Source organism: Thermotoga caldifontis AZM44c09 (assembly GCF_000828655.1).
In the GTDB taxonomy this organism is placed as follows: Bacteria; Thermotogota; Thermotogae; order Thermotogales; family DSM-5069; genus Pseudothermotoga_A; species Pseudothermotoga_A caldifontis.
Window position 1 is genome coordinate 1,224,474 of record NZ_AP014509.1, and the last position, 17,754, is coordinate 1,242,227.

Genomic DNA, 17,754 nt, shown 5'->3' on the forward strand with positions numbered 1-17,754 from the left:
GGTGTGATTATGTGGCGCAAGCTTGCTCTGATCATCGCTGTGGTTTCAGCCGTGGTAGCCTTCGCGTCAAAGATCGAGATATTCAGCTGGTGGACAGCCGGTGGTGAGGCTGAAGGGCTCCAGGAACTCTTCAACATCTACAGCAAACTCTATCCAGGTGTCGAGATCATCAACGCAACCGTTGCTGGCGGTGCTGGTGCGCAGGCCAAGGCTGTGCTCAAAACCAGAATGCTTGGAGGAGATCCACCCGACACGTTCCAGGTGCACGCCGGTCACGAACTCATCGACACGTGGGTCAAGACAGGCTTCATGGAACCGATCACGTTCCTGTACAAAGAAGAGGGCTGGGACAAGGTGATGCCAAAAGGAATTCTTGACATCGTTTCTTACAACGGAGAGTACTGGTCTGTGCCAGTCAACATCCACAGGGCGAACGTGCTTTGGTACAACAAAAAGATTTTCGAAAAATACGGTTTGAAGCCACCCAAGACGTTTGAGGAATTCTTCCAGGTTGCCGAGATTCTGAAATCCCACGGAATCATCCCGCTCGCCCTCGGAACCAAGGATGGTTGGGAAGCGGCCCATGCCTTTGAGACCGTGCTCATCGGGAAACTCGGTGCGGAGGGTTACAAGGGTCTGTGGAACGGTAAGACGAAGTGGTCAGATCCGAGAGTCACCGACGCTCTCGAAACATTTGCGAAGATGCTACAGTACGTGAACTCTGACCATGCAGCGCGAACCTGGGACGAGGCGTGCGCGCTGATCGTTGAAGGTAAGGCTGCGATGAACATCATGGGCGACTGGGCCGTTGGTTACTTCTACGCTAAGAACTTCTACGATTTCGGCTGGGTCCTGGCGCCGGGCAACGAAGGAATATTCGACGCCCTGTCTGACAGCTTCGGTTTGCCGAAAGGTGCGAAGAACAGAGAGAACGTCATCAACTTCCTGAGAGTGCTCGGTTCGAAAGAAGGACAGCTCGCGTTCAACATCAAGAAAGGCTCCATACCGGCCAGGACGGACATCGACAGAAACCTGTTCCCCGAATACCAGAGGTCTGCCATGGAAGACTGGCTCAGGCACGAGATCGTTCCGAGCGTCATGCACGGAGCGGCTGCATCTGAAAGCTGGGTGACCGAGTTCAAAGACGTCATTTCACTGTTCGTTGCCCGTCCTGACGTCAAGACAACGCAGAGGGCCCTCGTGAATATAGCCATAGCGCAGGGCGTTCCACAGCAGTGATGTTGAGGGGTGGGGTGTTCCCCCACCCCTCGTTCCCTGGAGGGTTGATGAACTGTGAAAACAGACAGGATCTTGTCGATCCTTTTTATTCTTCCATCGTTGATCCTTGTGGGCATTTTCATCTACGGATTCATCGGCTGGACCGGCTGGGTTTCGATGGTGAACTGGCGCGACGTGTTTCCCGATTTCACCTTCGTCGGTCTGCGGAACTATGCCAGGCTCTTTCAGCATTTCAGGTTCGTTATATCCATGAAGAACACGCTGGTCTTTACGGTGCTTTTCCTTCTCTTCAGCATAAGCATAGGTTTGTTGCTCGCGATCCTGCTCGACAGAAAGGTTCGATTTGAGGGTTTCTTCAGAACCGTTTATCTTTTCCCCATGGCGGTGTCGTTCGTGGTCACTGGTGTTGCCTGGCGTTGGATTCTGAACCCCGGAACCGGTGGGGAGAGTGTGGGATTGAACTGGTTGCTGGAAAGAATGGGACTGGGTTTTTTGAAGAGCGGCTGGTACACCGATCCCAACATCGGTATCAAAGCGGTCGTGATCGCAGCCGTATGGCAGATGTCCGGTTACGTGATGGCGCTCTACCTTGCTGGGATAAGGTCCATTCCCAACGAGCTGTACGAAGCCGCTCAACTTGATGGTGCAAACGTTTTTCAACTGTACAGGCACATCGTGCTTCCTCTCCTCAGGCCCGTCACTCTGAGCGCGGTCATCATACTGGGACACATTTCCCTGAAGATATTCGATCTGGTCTTCGCCATGACCGGCAGTGGGATCGGTTTTTCGTGTGACGTACCCGCACTCTTCATGTACGATACGACCTTCAGGGGTAACTACTTTTCTCAGGGTGCGGCGATAGCGATGATACTGCTCATGTGCGTGGCCGCGTTGATAGTCCCGTATCTGACGTACAGCATAAGAACGGAGGTTAGAAGATGAGGCTGGGCAGATTTTTCCTGTACCTGGTGCTCATTATCTTCGTACTCTTTTACCTCATGCCGGTTTATGTCCTCGTTGTGACCAGCCTGAAGAGCTTTAAGGAAATCAGTTTGAGGACGATGTGGATCCCGCCGAAGGAGATCGGTTTTTCCAGTTTTGTAAGAGCCTGGTATGGTGATAAGTCCAGAGGTTTGAGGGGACTCTCAGGGAACTTCATGAACAGCGTTTATCTGACTGTCCCCGCCACTCTGATCTCCTCAGTGCTCGGCTCGATGAACGGTTATGTTCTCACGAAGTGGAAGTTCAAGAGGGCAAACCTCGTTTTCGCCTTGCTCCTTTTTGGCATGTTCATTCCTTACCAGAGCATCTTGATACCCCTCGTGCAGGTTCTGCAAAAGACGAAGCTTTACGGAAGCATACCGGGCCTGATACTGGTTCACTGCGTCTATGGGATTCCCATCACGACCCTGATTTTCAGAAACTACTACTCGACCATTCCTTCAGACATCGTCGAGGCTGCGAAGATAGACGGCGCTGGATTTGTGAAAATATTCGCCAAGGTGATACTGCCCCTCTCAGGCCCGGCGTTCGCCGTCACTGCAATCTGGCAGTTCACTTCCATCTGGAACGACTTCCTCTTCGGCCTCGTCGTTACGCCCAATCCATCGGTACAGCCAATAACCGTGGCGCTCAACAACCTGGCAGGAAGTTACTTCGTCGAGTGGAACGTGCAGATGGCCGGAGCCTTGATAACGGCGCTTCCAACGCTCATCGTTTATATCTTCCTCGGAAAGTTATTCATGAGAGGCCTGCTCTCGGGAAGCCTGTCTGGAATGTGATTCAATCTGCGAGCTTAAATGGGAAAATAGTCGTGAACTTCGAGGGGCGTTCGGAAAGCCCATTCCATACTTTTATTGCATCTCACGGCAGATTGTACAATAACATTGGAAAACCAACGGAGCCTTCTCCACAAAAGTTCGTGAATTTTTCTACGCAACAGGGAGGTGAACCCATGGATCTGAAACTGTCTGACAAGAGAGTGCTCGTTTGTGGTGGTACGCGCGGCATCGGTCGGGCGATCGCAGAAGAGTTCGCGAAGGAAGGTGCCACAGTTTTCATAGTCGCGAGGCACCAGTCCAAGGAGATCGCCAAACAGATAGCTGCCCAGTATTCTGGAAAGGTTTTCGGATTCGATGCGGACCTGTCGAAGGCTGAAGACGTAGACCAGATCAAAAAAGCGGTGGGACAGGTGGACGTGCTGATCATCAACTCGGGTGGGCCGAAGACCGGCGACTTTCTTGAACTGAGAGACGAAGATTGGTATCTGTCCTTCGATTTGCTCGTGATGAGCACGGTGAGGTTGATCAGACATTTCCTGCCCGAAATGATCGAAAGGAAATGGGGAAGGGTGATCGCTGTAACCTCGACTTCAGTGTACGAGCCTTTACCGAGGCTTTTGCTCTCCAATTCGCTCAGAATGAGTGTCGTTGGACTCATGAGATCGCTCTCGAAAGAATACGCGAGGTACAACATCACCTTCAACTGTGTTGCACCGGGTCACACCATGACCGAACGTCTGGAGCAGTTGATCCGTGAAGCATCAACGAGAATGCAGAAAAGCCAGGAAGAGGTCATGAGACAGATGGCTGAAGAAAACGACATGAAGCGTTTCGCGAAACCCGAAGAGATCGCGGCCGCAGTTGTGTTCCTTGCCAGCGAGCGGGCTTCGTACATAACCGGTGTGACGCTGAGGGTGGATGGAGGTTTCGTGCGCTCATCACTTTGAAAGAAGCTCAGCGATCGTTTCTGCTATGGTGAGATCGAATTCTGTGGTCACCTTGACGTTCGTGGGATCACCTTCGACGATCGCCACCGGTTGACCGTTCAGGATGAAAACTCCTGTTGCATCCGTCAAGCTCGCTCTCTGATCTTCCGCCAGCCGTTCGTAGAGTTCCAGAAATGCCTTTATTTTGAAAGTTTGCGGGGTTTGAACTATGAAAGTACGGCTTCGATCGGTCAAACTGACCAGTTTCTCGCCGTCCGAAACACCAACGGTGTCGGTTGCGGGCAGTGCGAGTGTTGCAGCCCACGATTTTTCACACAGCTCAATGCTGCGTACGATGTGGTCCTTTCTGACGAATGGGCGAGCCGCATCGTGCGTGACAGCCATGTCCTCGTCTTTCAAACCGTAACTTTCCTGCACGAAGTGTAGCGCTCTCAGCAGAGATTCTGTCCTCGTGGCACCACCACTGACGAACTGCAGCTTATCGGTTCTAACGTTCGACAGCACCAGGTGTTTTCCGAATTCGAACCATTCTTCTGGAAGCACGATCACGATCTTCGCGATTTCAGCGACTTCCAGGAAGGTCGAGACGCTCCAGAGAAGAAGGGCCTTCTTCCCAACCTGCACGAACTGCTTTGGAAGAGTTTTTCCAAATCTCTTCGATGTTCCACCAGCTAAGATGACGGCGTAGATCAAGCGTGACCCCCTCCTGAGACATTATAGAACCGTCCACGTGTTGCTGAGAAGAACCTTTTCGTGTAAAATCTTCTCACCAGGCACACCGGGAGTGTCGGTACATGTGGTGGTACGTTTTGCCGTCCTTGTTCCTGGGCTGGTCACTGGGTGCAAACGATGCGGCGAACGTTTTTGGCCCGACTGTGGCTTCCGGTTTGATCCCACACAGAAGAGCCATGATCGTGGGTTCTTTGTTCGTCATGATCGGCGCTCTGGTGGGAGGTTCACACGGCCTTCTGAACGTTTCCACCATCACCACCGGTATCGCTCTCGACAGCGCCATCGCGGTCCTATCGGCGGCCGTAACGGTGACCGTGATGACGTTTTTCAAATTTCCTGTGTCGACGTCCCAGGCCGTCTTTGGAGGCATCCTCGGTACGAACGTGTTCAGGTTCGGCTTCGAGAACATCAACTGGTCCCCGATGGCGAAGTTCGTCATCGTTTGGTTGCTGACGCCCACTGGTGCGGCGCTGATAGGTTTTCTATTGTACAAAGTTTTAGCCGTGTTTTTCAGACGAATTCGATCCGTCCAGTATCAGGACAGATTCATAAAGATCGGTTCTTGGCTGGTTGGTTTGTACGGTTGTTACGCACTCGGTGCGAACAACGTTGCGAACGTGACGGGTGCTCTGGTTGGAAACCTTATGAGCGTCGAAGAAGCCGCGTTGCTTGGAAGTCTGAGCATCGCACTTGGAATGGTTAGTTTCAGCAAAGGCGTGATAATGACGGTGGGAAAAGGCATAGTAGCACTGGATCACTTCTCCGGCATGATCGCGGTGCTGGCACATTCGATCACGCTGTGGATCTACAGTCTCGTTGGAATACCGGTATCTTCTTCGCAGGCGATCGTTGGTTCGGTCATTGGGCTGGGATACGCCAGAGGTGCGAAACTTGCCAATACGAGACTCGTTATGAATATCGTACTTGTCTGGATCATGACGCCCTTCACGGCAGCGGTGGTTTCTTACCTTCTCACAGCGATGGTGAAGTTCTTTTTCAGTTCATGAATCGGAGAGATCGCGTTCATTGGTTCGGCTCGAACGAGATTCGGTGCGTCTTTTCTTAGCGATCTCAACGATGAGTTTGATTTCCTCTTGGGTCAAGTTTCTGTACTGGCCAGGTGAGAGGTTTTCGATTGTGATGTTTTCGAACCTGGTTCGCACGATCTTCTTGTAATTCAAGCCTATCGCCCTCAGTATCTTCTTGATCTCGTGGTACTTTCCTTCCGTCAGGACGATCCTCACAAGTCCATCGGCCACCTCTTCGATCTTCGCGGGTGCAAACTTTTCCTCACCCAGTTTTATCCCGGCCGCCACGAGGTGTTTCATCTCATCCGTGAGCTTCCCATCCGTGTAGATCAGATACTCTCTTTCCAGACGCGATTTCGGATCTATCAACAGGTGTGTGAACCAGCCATCACTCGTGAGTATGACCACACCTTCGACATCTCTATCCAACCGACCGGCCACGTGGAGCCTGTGCACCCACGGTTCGTTCAGCAGGTCAAAAACGTTCGCGTCATCGACCCTGTCGCATACGTACCCGGCGGGTTTGTGCACAACGACGTACACGTGTCTGAACGGTTCGACCCGCTGGCCTGAGCATTCAACCACATCGTTCTCTGAAACGTTGAACGCCGGATCCTTCACGACCTGGTGGTTCACTCTCACCTGGCCGTCCCTTATAAGCCTTCTAACTTCCGTTCTGGTTCCGACACCGGAATTTGAGAGGTACCTATCGAGTCTCAACTCTCTCAGTCACCCTACCTCTGAGACTTTCGAGGAAATGCCTCGAAACCTCGATCTGCTTCATCGCACGTTTGTAGCCGTCCAGAAATTCGTAATAAGGCAAGGATTCTTTCGTGTTCGCATCAAAACCTGTACTGTTCGCGATCCTTCCATCTTCCGAGACCGTGAAAAATCTCGAACCATCCAAGAAAGAACCGTCCGGGAGGTGGTACCTGAACGCGACAAAATCATCGCCGTTGCAGAGATCTTTCCCGACACAGACTTTGAGATCGCATTTCAAGCCCAGGACGTTGAGCAACGTGGGTGTGAAGTCCACCTGTCCTCCCACGGTTGTGATCTCGTAACTTTTGCCGAGACCAGGTACGTGGATTATGAGCGGTACGTTGAGGGCCGTGAGATAGCTGTACTCCTCCTTCAGCCATTCGCTCATCAATTGTTTGCTTTCTTTGTTGAACGGATAGAGCCCGGCATGGTCGCCGTACACAACCACGATGGAATTCTCGTAAAGTCCTGCGGCTTTCAGAAGTTGGAGAAAGTAACCGAAAGCGCGATCGGCATAATTGATGGCTTGAAGATAGTTTCCAAACAATGTGTTTTCATGCCTGGCATCCAGTTGCAGTGTTTTCAGATTTTCCGGCAGGATGAAAGGTGTGTGACTCGACAGCGTAACCACGAAGGCGAAGAAGGGACGAGGCAACTTCTTCAGGATTTCCACAGCCTGTCTGTAAAGGGAAAAGTCGCTCAGTCCCATGCCAACGATGTCGTCAGGATTGAGATCTTCCAGACCGAAGAATTCGTCGAAACCCAGAGAAACGTAGGCCCTATCTCTGTTCCAGAAACTCTTCGTGTTGCCGTGGATCGCGACAGTGTGGTACCGTGCTCTTTTGAGCGCTCGAACCAGCCCATCCAGTTCGATGTCTCCATAAATTTCGTAGGCAGGGCGATCGCCTGGGGCGTGCAAGGAGGTCAAACTCACGAATTCAGCGTCCGCGGTGTTCCCTGCTCCTGTTTGTTGAAAATAGTTGCTGAAGTAGATCGAATTTTTCTCGAGCAGAGCGTTCAGGTTCGGTGTGACTGGCTGGCCGTTGTAAGTTCTGCGCAGAAGTACGTTCTGCAAGGCTTCGAACTGAACAACGATCACGTTTCTGTTCTGGGCGATTCCGAAGAATTTTTTCCCAGTTTCGCGCTGAGTTTGAACAACGGGAGGATTCGGAGCAGTGGCAGTGTGCTTTTCGAATGATAGAAGGTATACGGGATCGTAAATGTGGTATGCAACCAGTCCGTACTTGTTGAAGAACTGCATTGGTTTCAAGCCTTCTGTGAAGGCTGGGAAAAACGCGAAACCTGCGCAGAGGACCATGAGAAGCGGCGGAAATTTTTCTGCTCGCTTTTCTCGCTGCGACAGTCCCTTGAGGAATCTTCTATCGAAGAAGACCACCAGCGGTATGTCCGCGACGAACGACAGCGACACGGGATTGAGGAAGTACTTTATGCTCGAACCAACCTTCGGCAGTTGCGGTAAGAGGAGCAGATGTTTGATCGATGGTAAAGACCCGAAGTTCTGAAAGTAGAGATAGTCCACGATGAACATGCCAGACAGGACGCAGTAAAGCAGAAATTGCTGTTTTTCGAGAAACGTTGCGAACAAAACAACGAGAAGCGAGCACCAGAGAAAACTGCTGAGCATGCTCTGAATCTTGATGATGCCCACCGTGAAGAGATAGAACAAAAAGAGCTTCACACAGATGAGGACATAGAGCAAGAGGGTGTACCTTTTCTTCTTCAACTCGTTCACCCAACCTATTATAGTGGGTTCAAATCGCAGGAATTTGTTTCAGTTTTCGAATCACGCTTTTACCCCAGCCGAACGCGACCACCGCGTTGGTCAGATTGCCGATCACGATGCCCAACCAGACACCCTGAAGCCCGATCCTCGCGACGCTCACGAAGAGCCAGCAGAAGAAGACCTGAAGCAGAAGAGTCCTGAAGATTGTGACGATCAAGCTCTTCATACCATGGCCTATACCCTGGAACATGGCGGAGGTGAACATGCCGAAGGGAGTACCCGGCAGGAAGAGACTGAGCACTCTCAAGGCGTTCACTATGTCGTCGAATATGACGCTGCCCTGCTCGGAGTAAGAGAAGAGAAAAGCTATCTGCTTTGAAAGTATCTGCACAAACAACATCACAGCGATGCCTATTAGTAATCCCAATCTGACGGCGTAGAGATAGGCGTTCTCGAGTTTTTCAATGTCTTTCGCACCGTAAGTTGCTCCCACAACGGTTGTCACTGCCGCTGCGATACCCAGCATGGGAATGGTACCGAAGTTGATGATCCTCCAGGCGCTCGTGAAGACCGCTATGCCGTTCGCACCCGCAGCGATCGATGCGAACCTGTTCAGAATGAAGATCGCTACGGACATGGAAAGCTGCGCCAGAGATGCAGGAATTCCTATAGAAAGTATCCTCCACAGATGAGAGAAGTCGAGCCGATTTTTCCTGAAGCTGAGGTCTAAGTATGAGACTTTTCGTATGAAGAACCAGTAGGCGCTCAAAAGTAAACCGACTGTCGCAGAAATCACAGTCGCGTAAGCCGCCCCGGCGACGTTCAGCCTGAACCAGTAGATGAAGATGGGATCCAGCGCTATGTTCAGAACCGATCCGGTTGTTATCACGATCATCGCGCGTCTGGCATCGCCTTCAGCACGGAAGATCGCGTTCGCAACGTTGGTGAGCATGAAGACGATCGTGAACGGGAGAACGATGTAGGAATATTGCAAACAGAGTTCGAGCGCTTCGCCGGACTGACCCATAAGGACCAGGGCAGGTTTGATCAGTACCAGTGAAACGATGGTTATCGCAATGGCCATGATCGTCACGAGTAGCAGGGCCACTTTCGCCGCATTCTCAGCTCCACTTTTGTCTCTTGCACCTATTCGCTGTGAGACCACCGCGTTCGTGCCTATGCCGAGTCCCGTCGCGAGCGAAAGGATGATCATGAAGATCGGGAAGAATCCACCCACTGCAGCGAGTGCGCCGGGTCCGAGTCCCGCGACCCATATCGCGTCGACCAGATTGTAAAGCGTTTGAACGAGCATGGCGAGCATCATTGGACCAGAGAGTTTTCTTATGGCTTTTTTCGGATCTCCCAGTAACGTGGACACACTTCTGTGAGTCATTTCCAGACCAAACACCTCCAATCGCTGCAGTACGTTCGCTAACAGAACCATTCTATCACGACCACCACGGTGAAACTCATCTTGTATCACTTACAAGTTTTCAAGACTAAAAAGATTGTGCTATTATTTGATCAGGAGGTGAAGGCGTGAGAAAAGTATTCATCGCTGTGATCGTTGTGGTCGCGGTTGCACTTTTCGCACTCGATTTGAGACAGTTCAGCATCAAAGATTTCAAGGGTGAATATCCTCTGGTCAGTTTGAAAAGGTTTCTCGAAACGGAAGAGTTCGTATCCGTCGAAGGTGTTGTCTACAACGTGAAGGCAGACAAGAAATTTCTCACTGTGGAAGAAGCGAGCACGCTCAATTTGAGCGAAGACAGACTCGTGGGAATACTCGCGATCGATATCGATGAACTTTCCGGCTTCGATGGGAAGAACAAACCTGCTCTGGTGGCGGTGAACGGCATCATCTACGATGTTTCGAACTCTAACCTCTGGCGCGGTGGCGTGCACCGTGGACGACACAGCGCCGGCGAAGAGTTGACCTACGATATCGTGAAAGATTCTCCTCACGGGATTCGAAAGCTTCAGGGTTTCAGAACTTACGGTGTACTCGTTTTCACACTCGAACAGCTCTCGAAGTTCGCCCAGGACACGAAAGCGAAACCTTACGTGGCGTTCTCAGGGGTCGTGTACGATGTGAAGGATAGCCCTGCGTACAACGGCAGGAACAGAACGTTCCATTCTTTTCCGGTGGGTCAGGAGTTGACCTACGAGCTGAGCAGAGTCGAAAACGTTCAGGCCAGTCTGTCTAAGAGTTTTCCCGTTGGTCTTCTGATTTTCGATGCGCAGACGCTTTCCAGGTTCGACGGCACACAAGTGAGAGTGTTCAATGAAGAAACGTACAAATCTTTCATCATGGTCGCGGGGATCGTTTACGATGTGACCAATGTCCCAGATTGGCGTGCGGAGCTGAAGTTGGAAGACGATGCCCAGGCGGGAAAAGACTACACGGGTCAGTTCGAGTGTGAACTTGAAGGATCCTGCGAGCACGAACATGCAGATCCAATGGTCTTGAGAGAGTTTCTCCGCGTGGGATTTGGTACGCTGTGAGCTACAAGATCTTTGCCTGGATCAGCGTAGCGTTGCTGTTCTACAATTTTTCTCTCTTCCCGCTGAGGAGAATACTCAAGAGGTTCGAACGCGCCCGCTCTTTCTTGAAGATCGGATCCAGAATTCACAGATTCAGCGGTTTCGCGTTGCTCGTCACCGGTGCGATACATGGCTATCTGGCGCTTGGACGGATCCAGCTTCACACCGGAACACTTCTGTGGCTCGGCGTGGTCCTGCTCTTCATCTACTATTTGCTGAGAAGGCCTTTGAAAAAGCGCTGGCTGGTTCTTCACAGATTCACGGATTTCATCGTGATCGCCTGGTTTTTCGTTCACTTCTTCTTTCCGTGGTTGATATAGGAGGTGAAGGTATGCTGTCGATCGGATCTGTGGCACCCGATTTCAGTTTGAAAGATCAACACGGAAACACGGTACAACTTTCGAATTTGAAGGGCAAAAAGGTGCTTCTGTCTTTTCACCCACTCGCGTGGACGAGTGTGTGCTCGGAGCAGATGAAATCGCTCGAAGCGGCATACGATCAGTTCGAAGCTCTGAACGTTCTGCCGTTGGGTGTGAGCGTCGATCCCGTTCCCAGCAAGAAGGCCTGGGCCGAGGCGCTGGGACTGAAGAAGTTGCTCATACTCTCAGACTTCTGGCCCCACGGGGAAGTAGCCAAAGCCTTCGGTATATTCAGAGAACGGGACGGTTTTTCCGAGAGGGCGAACGTACTCATCGACGAACAGGGTAAGGTTGTCTGGGTCAAGGTGTATCCAATCAAGCAGTTACCCGATACCCACGAGATCTTGGATTTTCTGAAAGCCTGATCGCAATTGTCAGTAGTTGATCACTGGTGGTTATGGTCTTGATCGTGCGGTCCAGGGTCATTTTCTGGACCGCATGATTTTTTTCAACTGCTCTCCGGTCTGCATGAAGTAAAGCTTTTCGCAGATGTTCGTCAGATGGTCCGCGATCCTCTCGAGGTGTCTTATCAGGAAAGCTTCTTCGAGGTAGATCCTCATCATCCTCGGGTTCGTTTCACGACACGCCAATTCGATGAGATTCTCGTGGCCTTCGTTGTGCAGTCTGTCGACATCGTCATCTTTCTGCCAGGCCTTGATCGCGAGTTCGAGATCTCTATTCTTCACGGCTTCAACCGTCTGCTGCAACATCGTGTTTATGATCCTGACCATGTCGTTGAGAGTTTCCCAACTTGTGAAACTTTCCAGGCTCCTTTGGACGTGTCTGCTGAGCTGGGCAATGTTGACACACTCGTCCGCGATCCTTTCCAGATCTATCGAAAGACCTATCATCGCGACGACAAACCTGAGGTCTTCTGCCAGTGGCTGGTATTTTGCGATCACGTCGAACGCGGTGGACTGGATGGTCAGATCGAGTTCGTCGAAGTAATCGTCCATCTCCTCTATTTCTCTTATGGTCTTCTCGTCGCTGGACTGAACCGCGTACAGAGTTTTCTCGAAAAGTTCCTCCACTCCGTTCACGAATTCCATCAACTTCGCGTTCAGGAAGTTCATCTCTCTTTCGTAGTGCAGGGTTCTTTCCGTCATGACACTTCCTCCTCAACCTATTTTACCTGTCAGGAACTGTCTGGTCACCTCGTGTTTCGGTGTTTTGGCGATGACGGATGTGTCGCCATATTCTATCAGCTTTCCTTCGTAGAGGAACACGACTTCGTCGCTGATCCTCAAAGCCTGTCCCATACTGTGCGTGACTATGACCACAGTGTACTGTTCGGCGAGCTCTTCAAGCAGTCTTTCGATCTTCGTAGTGGCGATCGGATCGAGTGCGCTCGTGGGCTCGTCAAGGAGCAACACTTCAGGTTCAACCGCCAGAGCCCTCGCGATGCACAGTCTTTGCTGCTGGCCTCCGGAAAGTTGTACCGCAGGCTTTTTGAGCTTGTCCTTCACTTCGTCCCACAGCGCGGCCTTTCTCAGCGCTTCTTCAACCTTCTCTCTCAGCACACTCTTCTTCGTGATTCCGTGTATTCTGAGCCCGTACGCGACGTTGTCGAAGATGGACATCGGGAAAGGGTTGGGTTTTTGAAAGACCATGGTCACCCTTCTTCTGTATTCTGTCAGATCGGAGATGCGGTATATGTCCTGTCCCCGAAACAGGATCTGTCCCTTCAGGGAGAAATCGGGAATCAGATCGTTGAGTCTGTTCAGGCATCTGAGCAGTGTGCTTTTACCACAGCCGGACGGTCCCATGATCGCGGTTATTCGTTTAGATCTTATCTTCAGGTTTATGTCGTTCAAAACGCAATGATCTCCGTAGTAAGCGTAAAGGTTCTTGATCTCAAAAACGACGTCACTCACGTTGATTCCTCCTCATCAGCTGAACGAGGAAATACACACCGATCGTGATCAGCACCATCAAACTCGCCATACCTTTCGCCATCCACTGAGACTCCTCTCCAAGGTTCATGACGATCGCGTAGATGCTTGTGGGAAGCGTCATGACCGGATCTGTTAATCTAACAGGAAGCTTCGTCGTGTAGAAGACAGCCCCGGTGACCAAGATGGGTGCAGTCTCACTGAAGGCTCTACCGAGTGTGAGGATCAAACTCGTCAGCACACCGTTTCTGCTCGCCCGGAGAACCATCAGGGTGGCTTGGAGTTTACTTGCACCGAGCGCTATCACGCCTTCTCTCAGTTCCTTCGGTACTGCCCTGAGAAATTCCACCGCGCTGTTCATGAAGAAAGGTATCGACATGGTTGAAAGTGTCAGCGATGCGGAGATCAGAGAAGTACCCATCGAGAGTCTCACGCAGAAGAAAGAAAGCCCAAAGACACCGTAGACGATCGAGGGAACGCTGTTCATCGTGGCCGCAAGGGATTGAAGAACCATGGACAGCTTCCTGGGTGCTATCTCGCTCAAGAATATGGTTCCAATCAATCCGACGGGGATCGAAACCGCGAACACAAGCGCCATGAGCATGAGCGAACCGATCAACATCGGAAAGATTCCGCCTTCGCTCATCGCGCGTCTGGGCCACTCTGTGAAGAAACCGGGTCTGAAAAAGTGCGGAAGACCCGACACAACTATGATCGCGAGTGTGAGTACCATGATCGCGAAAACGGCGTAGGTGATGATCCTGAGAGTCCATCGCAAGGCTATCACCCCTTGACCCATCGTTCGAGCCTTCTACAGATCACGTTGGTGAGAATGTTGAGAATTAGACAACCCGAGAGCACCAACAGTGCGATGAAGAACAGAGCGCTGTAGTGAAGACTTCCCACGGCAACTTCGCCGATCTCGCTACCCAAGGTCGCGGTGAGCGGTCTTATTGGATCGAAAAACGATCTCACCAACACGTTGGCGCCGCCTGCAACCATGAGCACTATCATCGTCTCACCGAAAATTCTGTTGAAAACACTCAGCATCGCGTTCACTATGCCTGGTGCGGCGTATTTGAGTTCGACCAGCAGTACGTGGATATCTTTCGCACCGAGTGCCACCGCTCCATCCACGATGTGGCTCGGAACCTTCTCGATCGATTGGAACGTCAGGCTCGTCATGAAGGGTAACGTCAGAATTGACAGTACGATCGAAGCGTTCAAAAAATTCTGCGCGGTCCATGCCCCAGCCCTTAAGAAGAGATCGCCCAGAATCAGAACACCGAAGAGTCCGAACACTACGGACGGAACGCCACTCACATATTCCAAGATTCTGAGTACGACCTGTTTCTCTCTGTCGCGCGCGTATTTGTGCAGATAAAGTGCCACAGCCAAACCAACGATCCATACCCAGACGCTCGTCCAGACAGTCAAGATCAGCGAGTTCAGCAACATCGTCCTGACACCAAACTCCGGTTCAAGTTCCCAGACCGGATACCAGTTGGGCGAAAACAGCCCCCACCCAACCTCTCTGATGGCCCTGAGCGATTCTGAGAATATGAAGAATACTATCGCAAAAAGAGCCGCCGCTACGAGAACGGCAGCCACACTGGTGAAAAGAACGAACATGAACGATGCGACTCTTTTCATCATTCACCCGTTCCGTACGCCGGAACGAACCCAGCCTGTCTGACTATGCTCTGACCTTTCGGTGAGACGATGAACCTTAAGTAATCGCTCACGATGCCTTCCATCGGCCAGCTGTTGTTGAATCGGCTCAGATCGATGAACACGAACAGAGGCCTGCTGATCGGATAGGTCCCTTTGATGACGTTCTGAATGCTCGGTTCGACACCGTTCACTTTGAGTGCTTTCACTTTGTCCGTCACGTAACCCATACCTGTGTAAGCTATGGCGTACGGATTCTTTGCGACGCTCTCGATTTCCGCCTGGCTCGATTCGAGCATCTGCACCCTTGGACTGAGCTTGGCACCGTGGAGAACCTTTTCTACCCAGGTTTCGAAGGTTCCACTCGCGGTGTTTCTCGAATAGACGACGATCGTTCTTTTGGGAAGTTTTGGATCGACCTGGTTCCATTCCGTGATCTCGCCGGTGTAGATCTTCTTCAGCGTTTCGATGGATATGTCGTCGATCGGCAGACTTGGATGCACGATCACGGACAGCGCGTCGTAGGCAACGAGTATGGGAACGAAGTATCTACCGGCTTTGTGCATTTCCTCGATCTCGGACGGTTTGAGGAACCTGCTGGAGTTCGCGATGTCTGTCGTTTCGTTGAAGAGCGCCTTGATACCCGTGGTGGAACCGGCACCCTCGAGCGTGACGGTCAGATTGGGATACATCTTCTGAAACTCCTCGACCCAAAGCTGTGCGATGGGATAAACCGTGTTCGAACCCTTGATCACGAGGGTTTGTCCGTACACCACCAGTGCGGTGAAGACCAACACAAGCAAGAAGACTTTCTTCACACTGCCACCTCCTCGAACGGTTTTTCGATCTTATCTGACAGGAAAAACTTTTAGAGAGTGTGTGACAGCATAAAGGTTTTTTAAAACAACCGTGGCATTATCTGAACAGGAGGGATCAACCGCGTGGCGCGCGTGCTGGTTGTGGAAGATGAGGAAGACATACTGGACGTGGTGAGTAAGTATCTGATGATGGATTCGCACGAAGTTCGAACGGCGAAAACTCTTCAGGAGATGTACGAAGAAATAGAAAAAGGTTGCTTCGATGTGATCGTGCTCGATCTACTTTTACCGGACGGAGACGCGATGGACGAAATCCCCTCGATCAAGTTGGTCTGCCCGGAAACGTTCATAATCGTGCTGACGGCGCTACGCGAAGACAGAAACAAGATACTCGGCCTGGAGCTGGGTGCAGATGATTACATGACGAAGCCGTTCAACCCGAGAGAACTCGTGGCCAGAGTCAGGGCGGTTCTGCGGCGTCGCGGCAGCTACGAGAAAGTACTCGCTCACAAGGACATGAAGCTGATCTTGCATGAAAGGACTCTGTTGGTGAACGATGAGGTCGTAGAGCTTTCTGGCAAAGAATTCGATATAATGCTCCTTTTCTTTGAAAATCCGAAGAAGGTGTTCACAAGGTCGGAGATACTGGACAGAGTCTGGCGCGGTTCTGAACGGAACGAACGCATAGTCGATGTTTACATCAGTACACTCAGAAAGAAGATCGGGAAAGAAAGGCTGGTGACCGTAAGGGGTGTCGGTTACAAACTGGGATGAACTGGTTCAGAGATACAGGCCCGTTCTCCTCATCACACCCAGAAGTTTGATCTTCTACCCTTCCTCAGGCGATCCCTCCAGTGAAAAGCAGGTGCTCTCAGATTCAAAGGTATTCTTCGTGAACGCGGTTGCCCACGAGCTGTTTTCACCGCTCAGCGCAGCTATAGGGCTTTTGGAGCTCGCCAAAGAGGGGGAAATGGTGCAGGAGCATTTGCTCAAAATAGAAAAACATTTGCTGAGAATGCACCGCATCCTCGAGCAGCTCATATTGCTCTCGAAGATCGAGCAAGACAATTACGAGCCATTCTTGAGAAAGATCGATCTGGAAGGAATTTTGAGGGAGATAGTCCACGAGTACGAACAGAGAGCGGCACAGAAAAGAGTCGCCATTTCGATGGAAGGAACGAACGTGAGGGTTGAAGCCGATGAGGAAGCGTTGAAAATAGTGTTGAGGAACCTGGTTTCCAACGCGGTGAAGTATTCAAAAGAGGGAGGTATCGTTAAGATCACGAGATCGAACCGATTGCTCGTGATTCAGGATGAGGGACTCGGCATACCCGAACAGGAATTGAAGAACGTCACGGCTCGTTTCTACAGGGCAAAGAACGTCAGGGGAGTTTCCGGAGCCGGTCTTGGTCTCGCGATTGTCAAGCATATTCTCAGAAGATTGAACGTCACGTGGGCCATACATTCGCGCCTAAACGTTGGAACTACCGTTTTCCTGGAACTGGTTGGCGTGGAAGAAGACAACCTGTGAACTTTTGCGATCTTTGTGAATGTTGAAAGAGTCTGCTGCGCAGAGCTTTGTGTAGTTTCGCAGTAATGGGGCTTTAGTTACCAGCAGGAAAGGTCTGAGGATCGGTGGCGGTCCCATCTTTGACTGTGTGGGCCTGTTGGTATGGGACTTTTTATCTTTCGTGACCTTGTTGATCGTACAGAATTGTTTATGCCCTTCGCGATTCGAGCGTGATAAAATGGACAGTAAAGATCTCTGTTGGATTGCATAGTGCCTGATCGTCCTGTGGTCCACCGCGTTGCCGAGGGGGGTGAGTGAATGAAGCGGCACTGGTTACTTTTCACCATCTTTGTGGTTCTCGGCGTCTGGACGTTGATACCTGCCAAAGCGAGCAAGCCGTGCCTCATTGGATACTACGCACACTGCAGTTTCACTCCCATGAGTTCGATCATGTGTTTCGCACTCGCGGTGCTCTTCTACTGGCTCGGTAGAAGGAAAGCTAAAGGTATGCAAAAATGAAGGCTGATGTGACGAACACGGACCGCTGAATTTGAACTTGAAGGTGTTCGAAACACGCATGTCTCTGCTTGATTTTCGCACCGCACCCATCGATTCATGTAGAGATTGAAGACAGCTTTTATGGATTTCATGCTCATTTTCGATTCAG

Annotated in this window: 20 protein-coding genes; 11 read left to right on the plus strand and 9 right to left on the minus strand. The window is 51.3% G+C overall.

Annotated features, from left to right (window positions below; all coding sequences use genetic code 11):
* Positions 1 to 9: 9 nt before the first annotated feature.
* From TSP01S_RS06135 to TSP01S_RS06150, 4 genes are all read left to right on the plus strand, one after another.
* Positions 10 to 1,239 carry an ABC transporter substrate-binding protein gene (locus TSP01S_RS06135; RefSeq protein ID WP_041077251.1) on the plus strand — a complete coding sequence of 410 codons (1,230 nt, stop codon included), beginning with the start codon at positions 10 to 12 and terminating at the stop codon, positions 1,237 to 1,239.
* Positions 1,240 to 1,293: 54 nt separating this feature from the next.
* Entirely contained in the window at positions 1,294 to 2,181 is an 888-nt protein-coding gene (locus TSP01S_RS06140; protein WP_041077252.1) for a carbohydrate ABC transporter permease, read from the plus strand.
* Positions 2,178 to 3,020 (plus strand): carbohydrate ABC transporter permease, encoded by an 843-nt coding sequence (locus tag TSP01S_RS06145; RefSeq protein ID WP_041077253.1) that lies wholly within the window; start codon positions 2,178 to 2,180, stop codon positions 3,018 to 3,020. Before TSP01S_RS06140 ends, TSP01S_RS06145 begins: the two co-directional genes overlap by 4 nt.
* Before the next feature lie 173 nt (positions 3,021 to 3,193).
* On the plus strand, positions 3,194 to 3,967 hold the full coding sequence (locus tag TSP01S_RS06150; protein WP_041077254.1) for an SDR family oxidoreductase: 774 nt from the start codon (positions 3,194 to 3,196) through the stop codon (positions 3,965 to 3,967).
* On the opposite strand, the gene ispD is transcribed toward TSP01S_RS06150, so the two are convergent.
* Positions 3,959 to 4,660: a 2-C-methyl-D-erythritol 4-phosphate cytidylyltransferase gene (gene ispD / locus TSP01S_RS06155; RefSeq protein ID WP_041077255.1), complete on the minus strand. Its 702-nt coding sequence runs from the start codon at positions 4,658 to 4,660 to the stop codon at positions 3,959 to 3,961. The genes TSP01S_RS06150 and ispD overlap by 9 nt on opposite strands.
* Positions 4,661 to 4,761: 101 nt before the next feature.
* Between ispD and TSP01S_RS06160 the strand changes: the two genes are divergently transcribed.
* Positions 4,762 to 5,706: an inorganic phosphate transporter gene (locus TSP01S_RS06160; RefSeq protein ID WP_041077256.1), complete on the plus strand. Its 945-nt coding sequence runs from the start codon at positions 4,762 to 4,764 to the stop codon at positions 5,704 to 5,706.
* On the opposite strand, the gene TSP01S_RS06165 is transcribed toward TSP01S_RS06160, so the two are convergent.
* The 3 genes from TSP01S_RS06165 to TSP01S_RS06175 are packed head-to-tail and all read right to left on the minus strand — an operon-like array spanning position 5,701 to position 9,626.
* A complete protein-coding gene (locus tag TSP01S_RS06165) occupies positions 5,701 to 6,447 on the minus strand; it encodes a pseudouridine synthase (RefSeq protein ID WP_070098358.1) in 747 nt (248 codons plus the stop codon). The two genes, TSP01S_RS06160 and TSP01S_RS06165, sit on opposite strands and share 6 nt — an antisense overlap.
* Entirely contained in the window at positions 6,434 to 8,233 is a 1,800-nt protein-coding gene (locus tag TSP01S_RS06170) for an LTA synthase family protein (protein ID WP_052463524.1), read from the minus strand. Before TSP01S_RS06170 ends, TSP01S_RS06165 begins: the two co-directional genes overlap by 14 nt.
* A 28-nt stretch (positions 8,234 to 8,261) precedes the next feature.
* On the minus strand, positions 8,262 to 9,626 hold the full coding sequence (locus TSP01S_RS06175; protein WP_041078533.1) for an MATE family efflux transporter: 1,365 nt from the start codon (positions 9,624 to 9,626) through the stop codon (positions 8,262 to 8,264).
* A gap of 146 nt (positions 9,627 to 9,772) precedes the next feature.
* Between TSP01S_RS06175 and TSP01S_RS10335 the strand changes: the two genes are divergently transcribed.
* Genes TSP01S_RS10335 through TSP01S_RS06190 form a run of 3 tightly spaced genes read left to right on the plus strand, consistent with a single transcriptional unit; the run spans position 9,773 to position 11,561 of the window.
* Positions 9,773 to 10,738, plus strand: a complete 966-nt coding sequence (locus tag TSP01S_RS10335) for a cytochrome b5-like heme/steroid binding domain-containing protein (RefSeq protein ID WP_070098359.1) — start codon at positions 9,773 to 9,775, stop codon at positions 10,736 to 10,738.
* Positions 10,735 to 11,097 carry a hypothetical protein gene (locus tag TSP01S_RS06185; RefSeq protein ID WP_041077257.1) on the plus strand — a complete coding sequence of 121 codons (363 nt, stop codon included), beginning with the start codon at positions 10,735 to 10,737 and terminating at the stop codon, positions 11,095 to 11,097. The genes TSP01S_RS10335 and TSP01S_RS06185 overlap by 4 nt, the downstream gene beginning before the upstream one ends.
* A gap of 11 nt (positions 11,098 to 11,108) precedes the next feature.
* Complete coding sequence (locus tag TSP01S_RS06190; protein ID WP_171816807.1) at positions 11,109 to 11,561, plus strand: peroxiredoxin; 453 nt, start codon at positions 11,109 to 11,111, stop codon at positions 11,559 to 11,561.
* 57 nt (positions 11,562 to 11,618) lie between these two features.
* On the opposite strand, the gene phoU is transcribed toward TSP01S_RS06190, so the two are convergent.
* From phoU to TSP01S_RS06215, 5 genes are read right to left on the minus strand one after another with little or no spacing between them, the layout of a single operon-like run.
* Entirely contained in the window at positions 11,619 to 12,302 is a 684-nt protein-coding gene (phoU, locus tag TSP01S_RS06195) for a phosphate signaling complex protein PhoU (RefSeq protein WP_041077258.1), read from the minus strand.
* Between the two features lie 12 nt (positions 12,303 to 12,314).
* Positions 12,315 to 13,070 (minus strand): phosphate ABC transporter ATP-binding protein PstB, encoded by a 756-nt coding sequence (gene pstB, locus TSP01S_RS06200; RefSeq protein ID WP_041077259.1) that lies wholly within the window; start codon positions 13,068 to 13,070, stop codon positions 12,315 to 12,317.
* Positions 13,063 to 13,866: a PstA family ABC transporter permease gene (locus TSP01S_RS06205; protein ID WP_052463525.1), complete on the minus strand. Its 804-nt coding sequence runs from the start codon at positions 13,864 to 13,866 to the stop codon at positions 13,063 to 13,065. Before TSP01S_RS06205 ends, pstB begins: the two co-directional genes overlap by 8 nt.
* A 5-nt stretch (positions 13,867 to 13,871) precedes the next feature.
* Entirely contained in the window at positions 13,872 to 14,744 is an 873-nt protein-coding gene (locus TSP01S_RS06210; protein ID WP_052463526.1) for a PstC family ABC transporter permease, read from the minus strand.
* Entirely contained in the window at positions 14,741 to 15,577 is an 837-nt protein-coding gene (locus TSP01S_RS06215) for a phosphate ABC transporter substrate-binding protein PstS family protein (protein WP_041077261.1), read from the minus strand. The genes TSP01S_RS06210 and TSP01S_RS06215 overlap by 4 nt, the downstream gene beginning before the upstream one ends.
* Before the next feature lie 123 nt (positions 15,578 to 15,700).
* Between TSP01S_RS06215 and TSP01S_RS06220 the strand changes: the two genes are divergently transcribed.
* The 3 genes from TSP01S_RS06220 to TSP01S_RS06230 all read left to right on the plus strand — a co-directional run bounded on the left by TSP01S_RS06220 (position 15,701) and on the right by TSP01S_RS06230 (position 17,606).
* Positions 15,701 to 16,351 carry a response regulator transcription factor gene (locus TSP01S_RS06220; protein ID WP_041077262.1) on the plus strand — a complete coding sequence of 217 codons (651 nt, stop codon included), beginning with the start codon at positions 15,701 to 15,703 and terminating at the stop codon, positions 16,349 to 16,351.
* Positions 16,329 to 17,108, plus strand: coding sequence for a sensor histidine kinase (locus TSP01S_RS06225; RefSeq protein WP_052463527.1), 780 nt, complete (start codon positions 16,329 to 16,331; stop codon positions 17,106 to 17,108). Before TSP01S_RS06220 ends, TSP01S_RS06225 begins: the two co-directional genes overlap by 23 nt.
* A 297-nt stretch (positions 17,109 to 17,405) precedes the next feature.
* Complete coding sequence (locus tag TSP01S_RS06230) at positions 17,406 to 17,606, plus strand: hypothetical protein (RefSeq protein WP_041077263.1); 201 nt, start codon at positions 17,406 to 17,408, stop codon at positions 17,604 to 17,606.
* Positions 17,607 to 17,754: the final 148 nt, after the last annotated feature.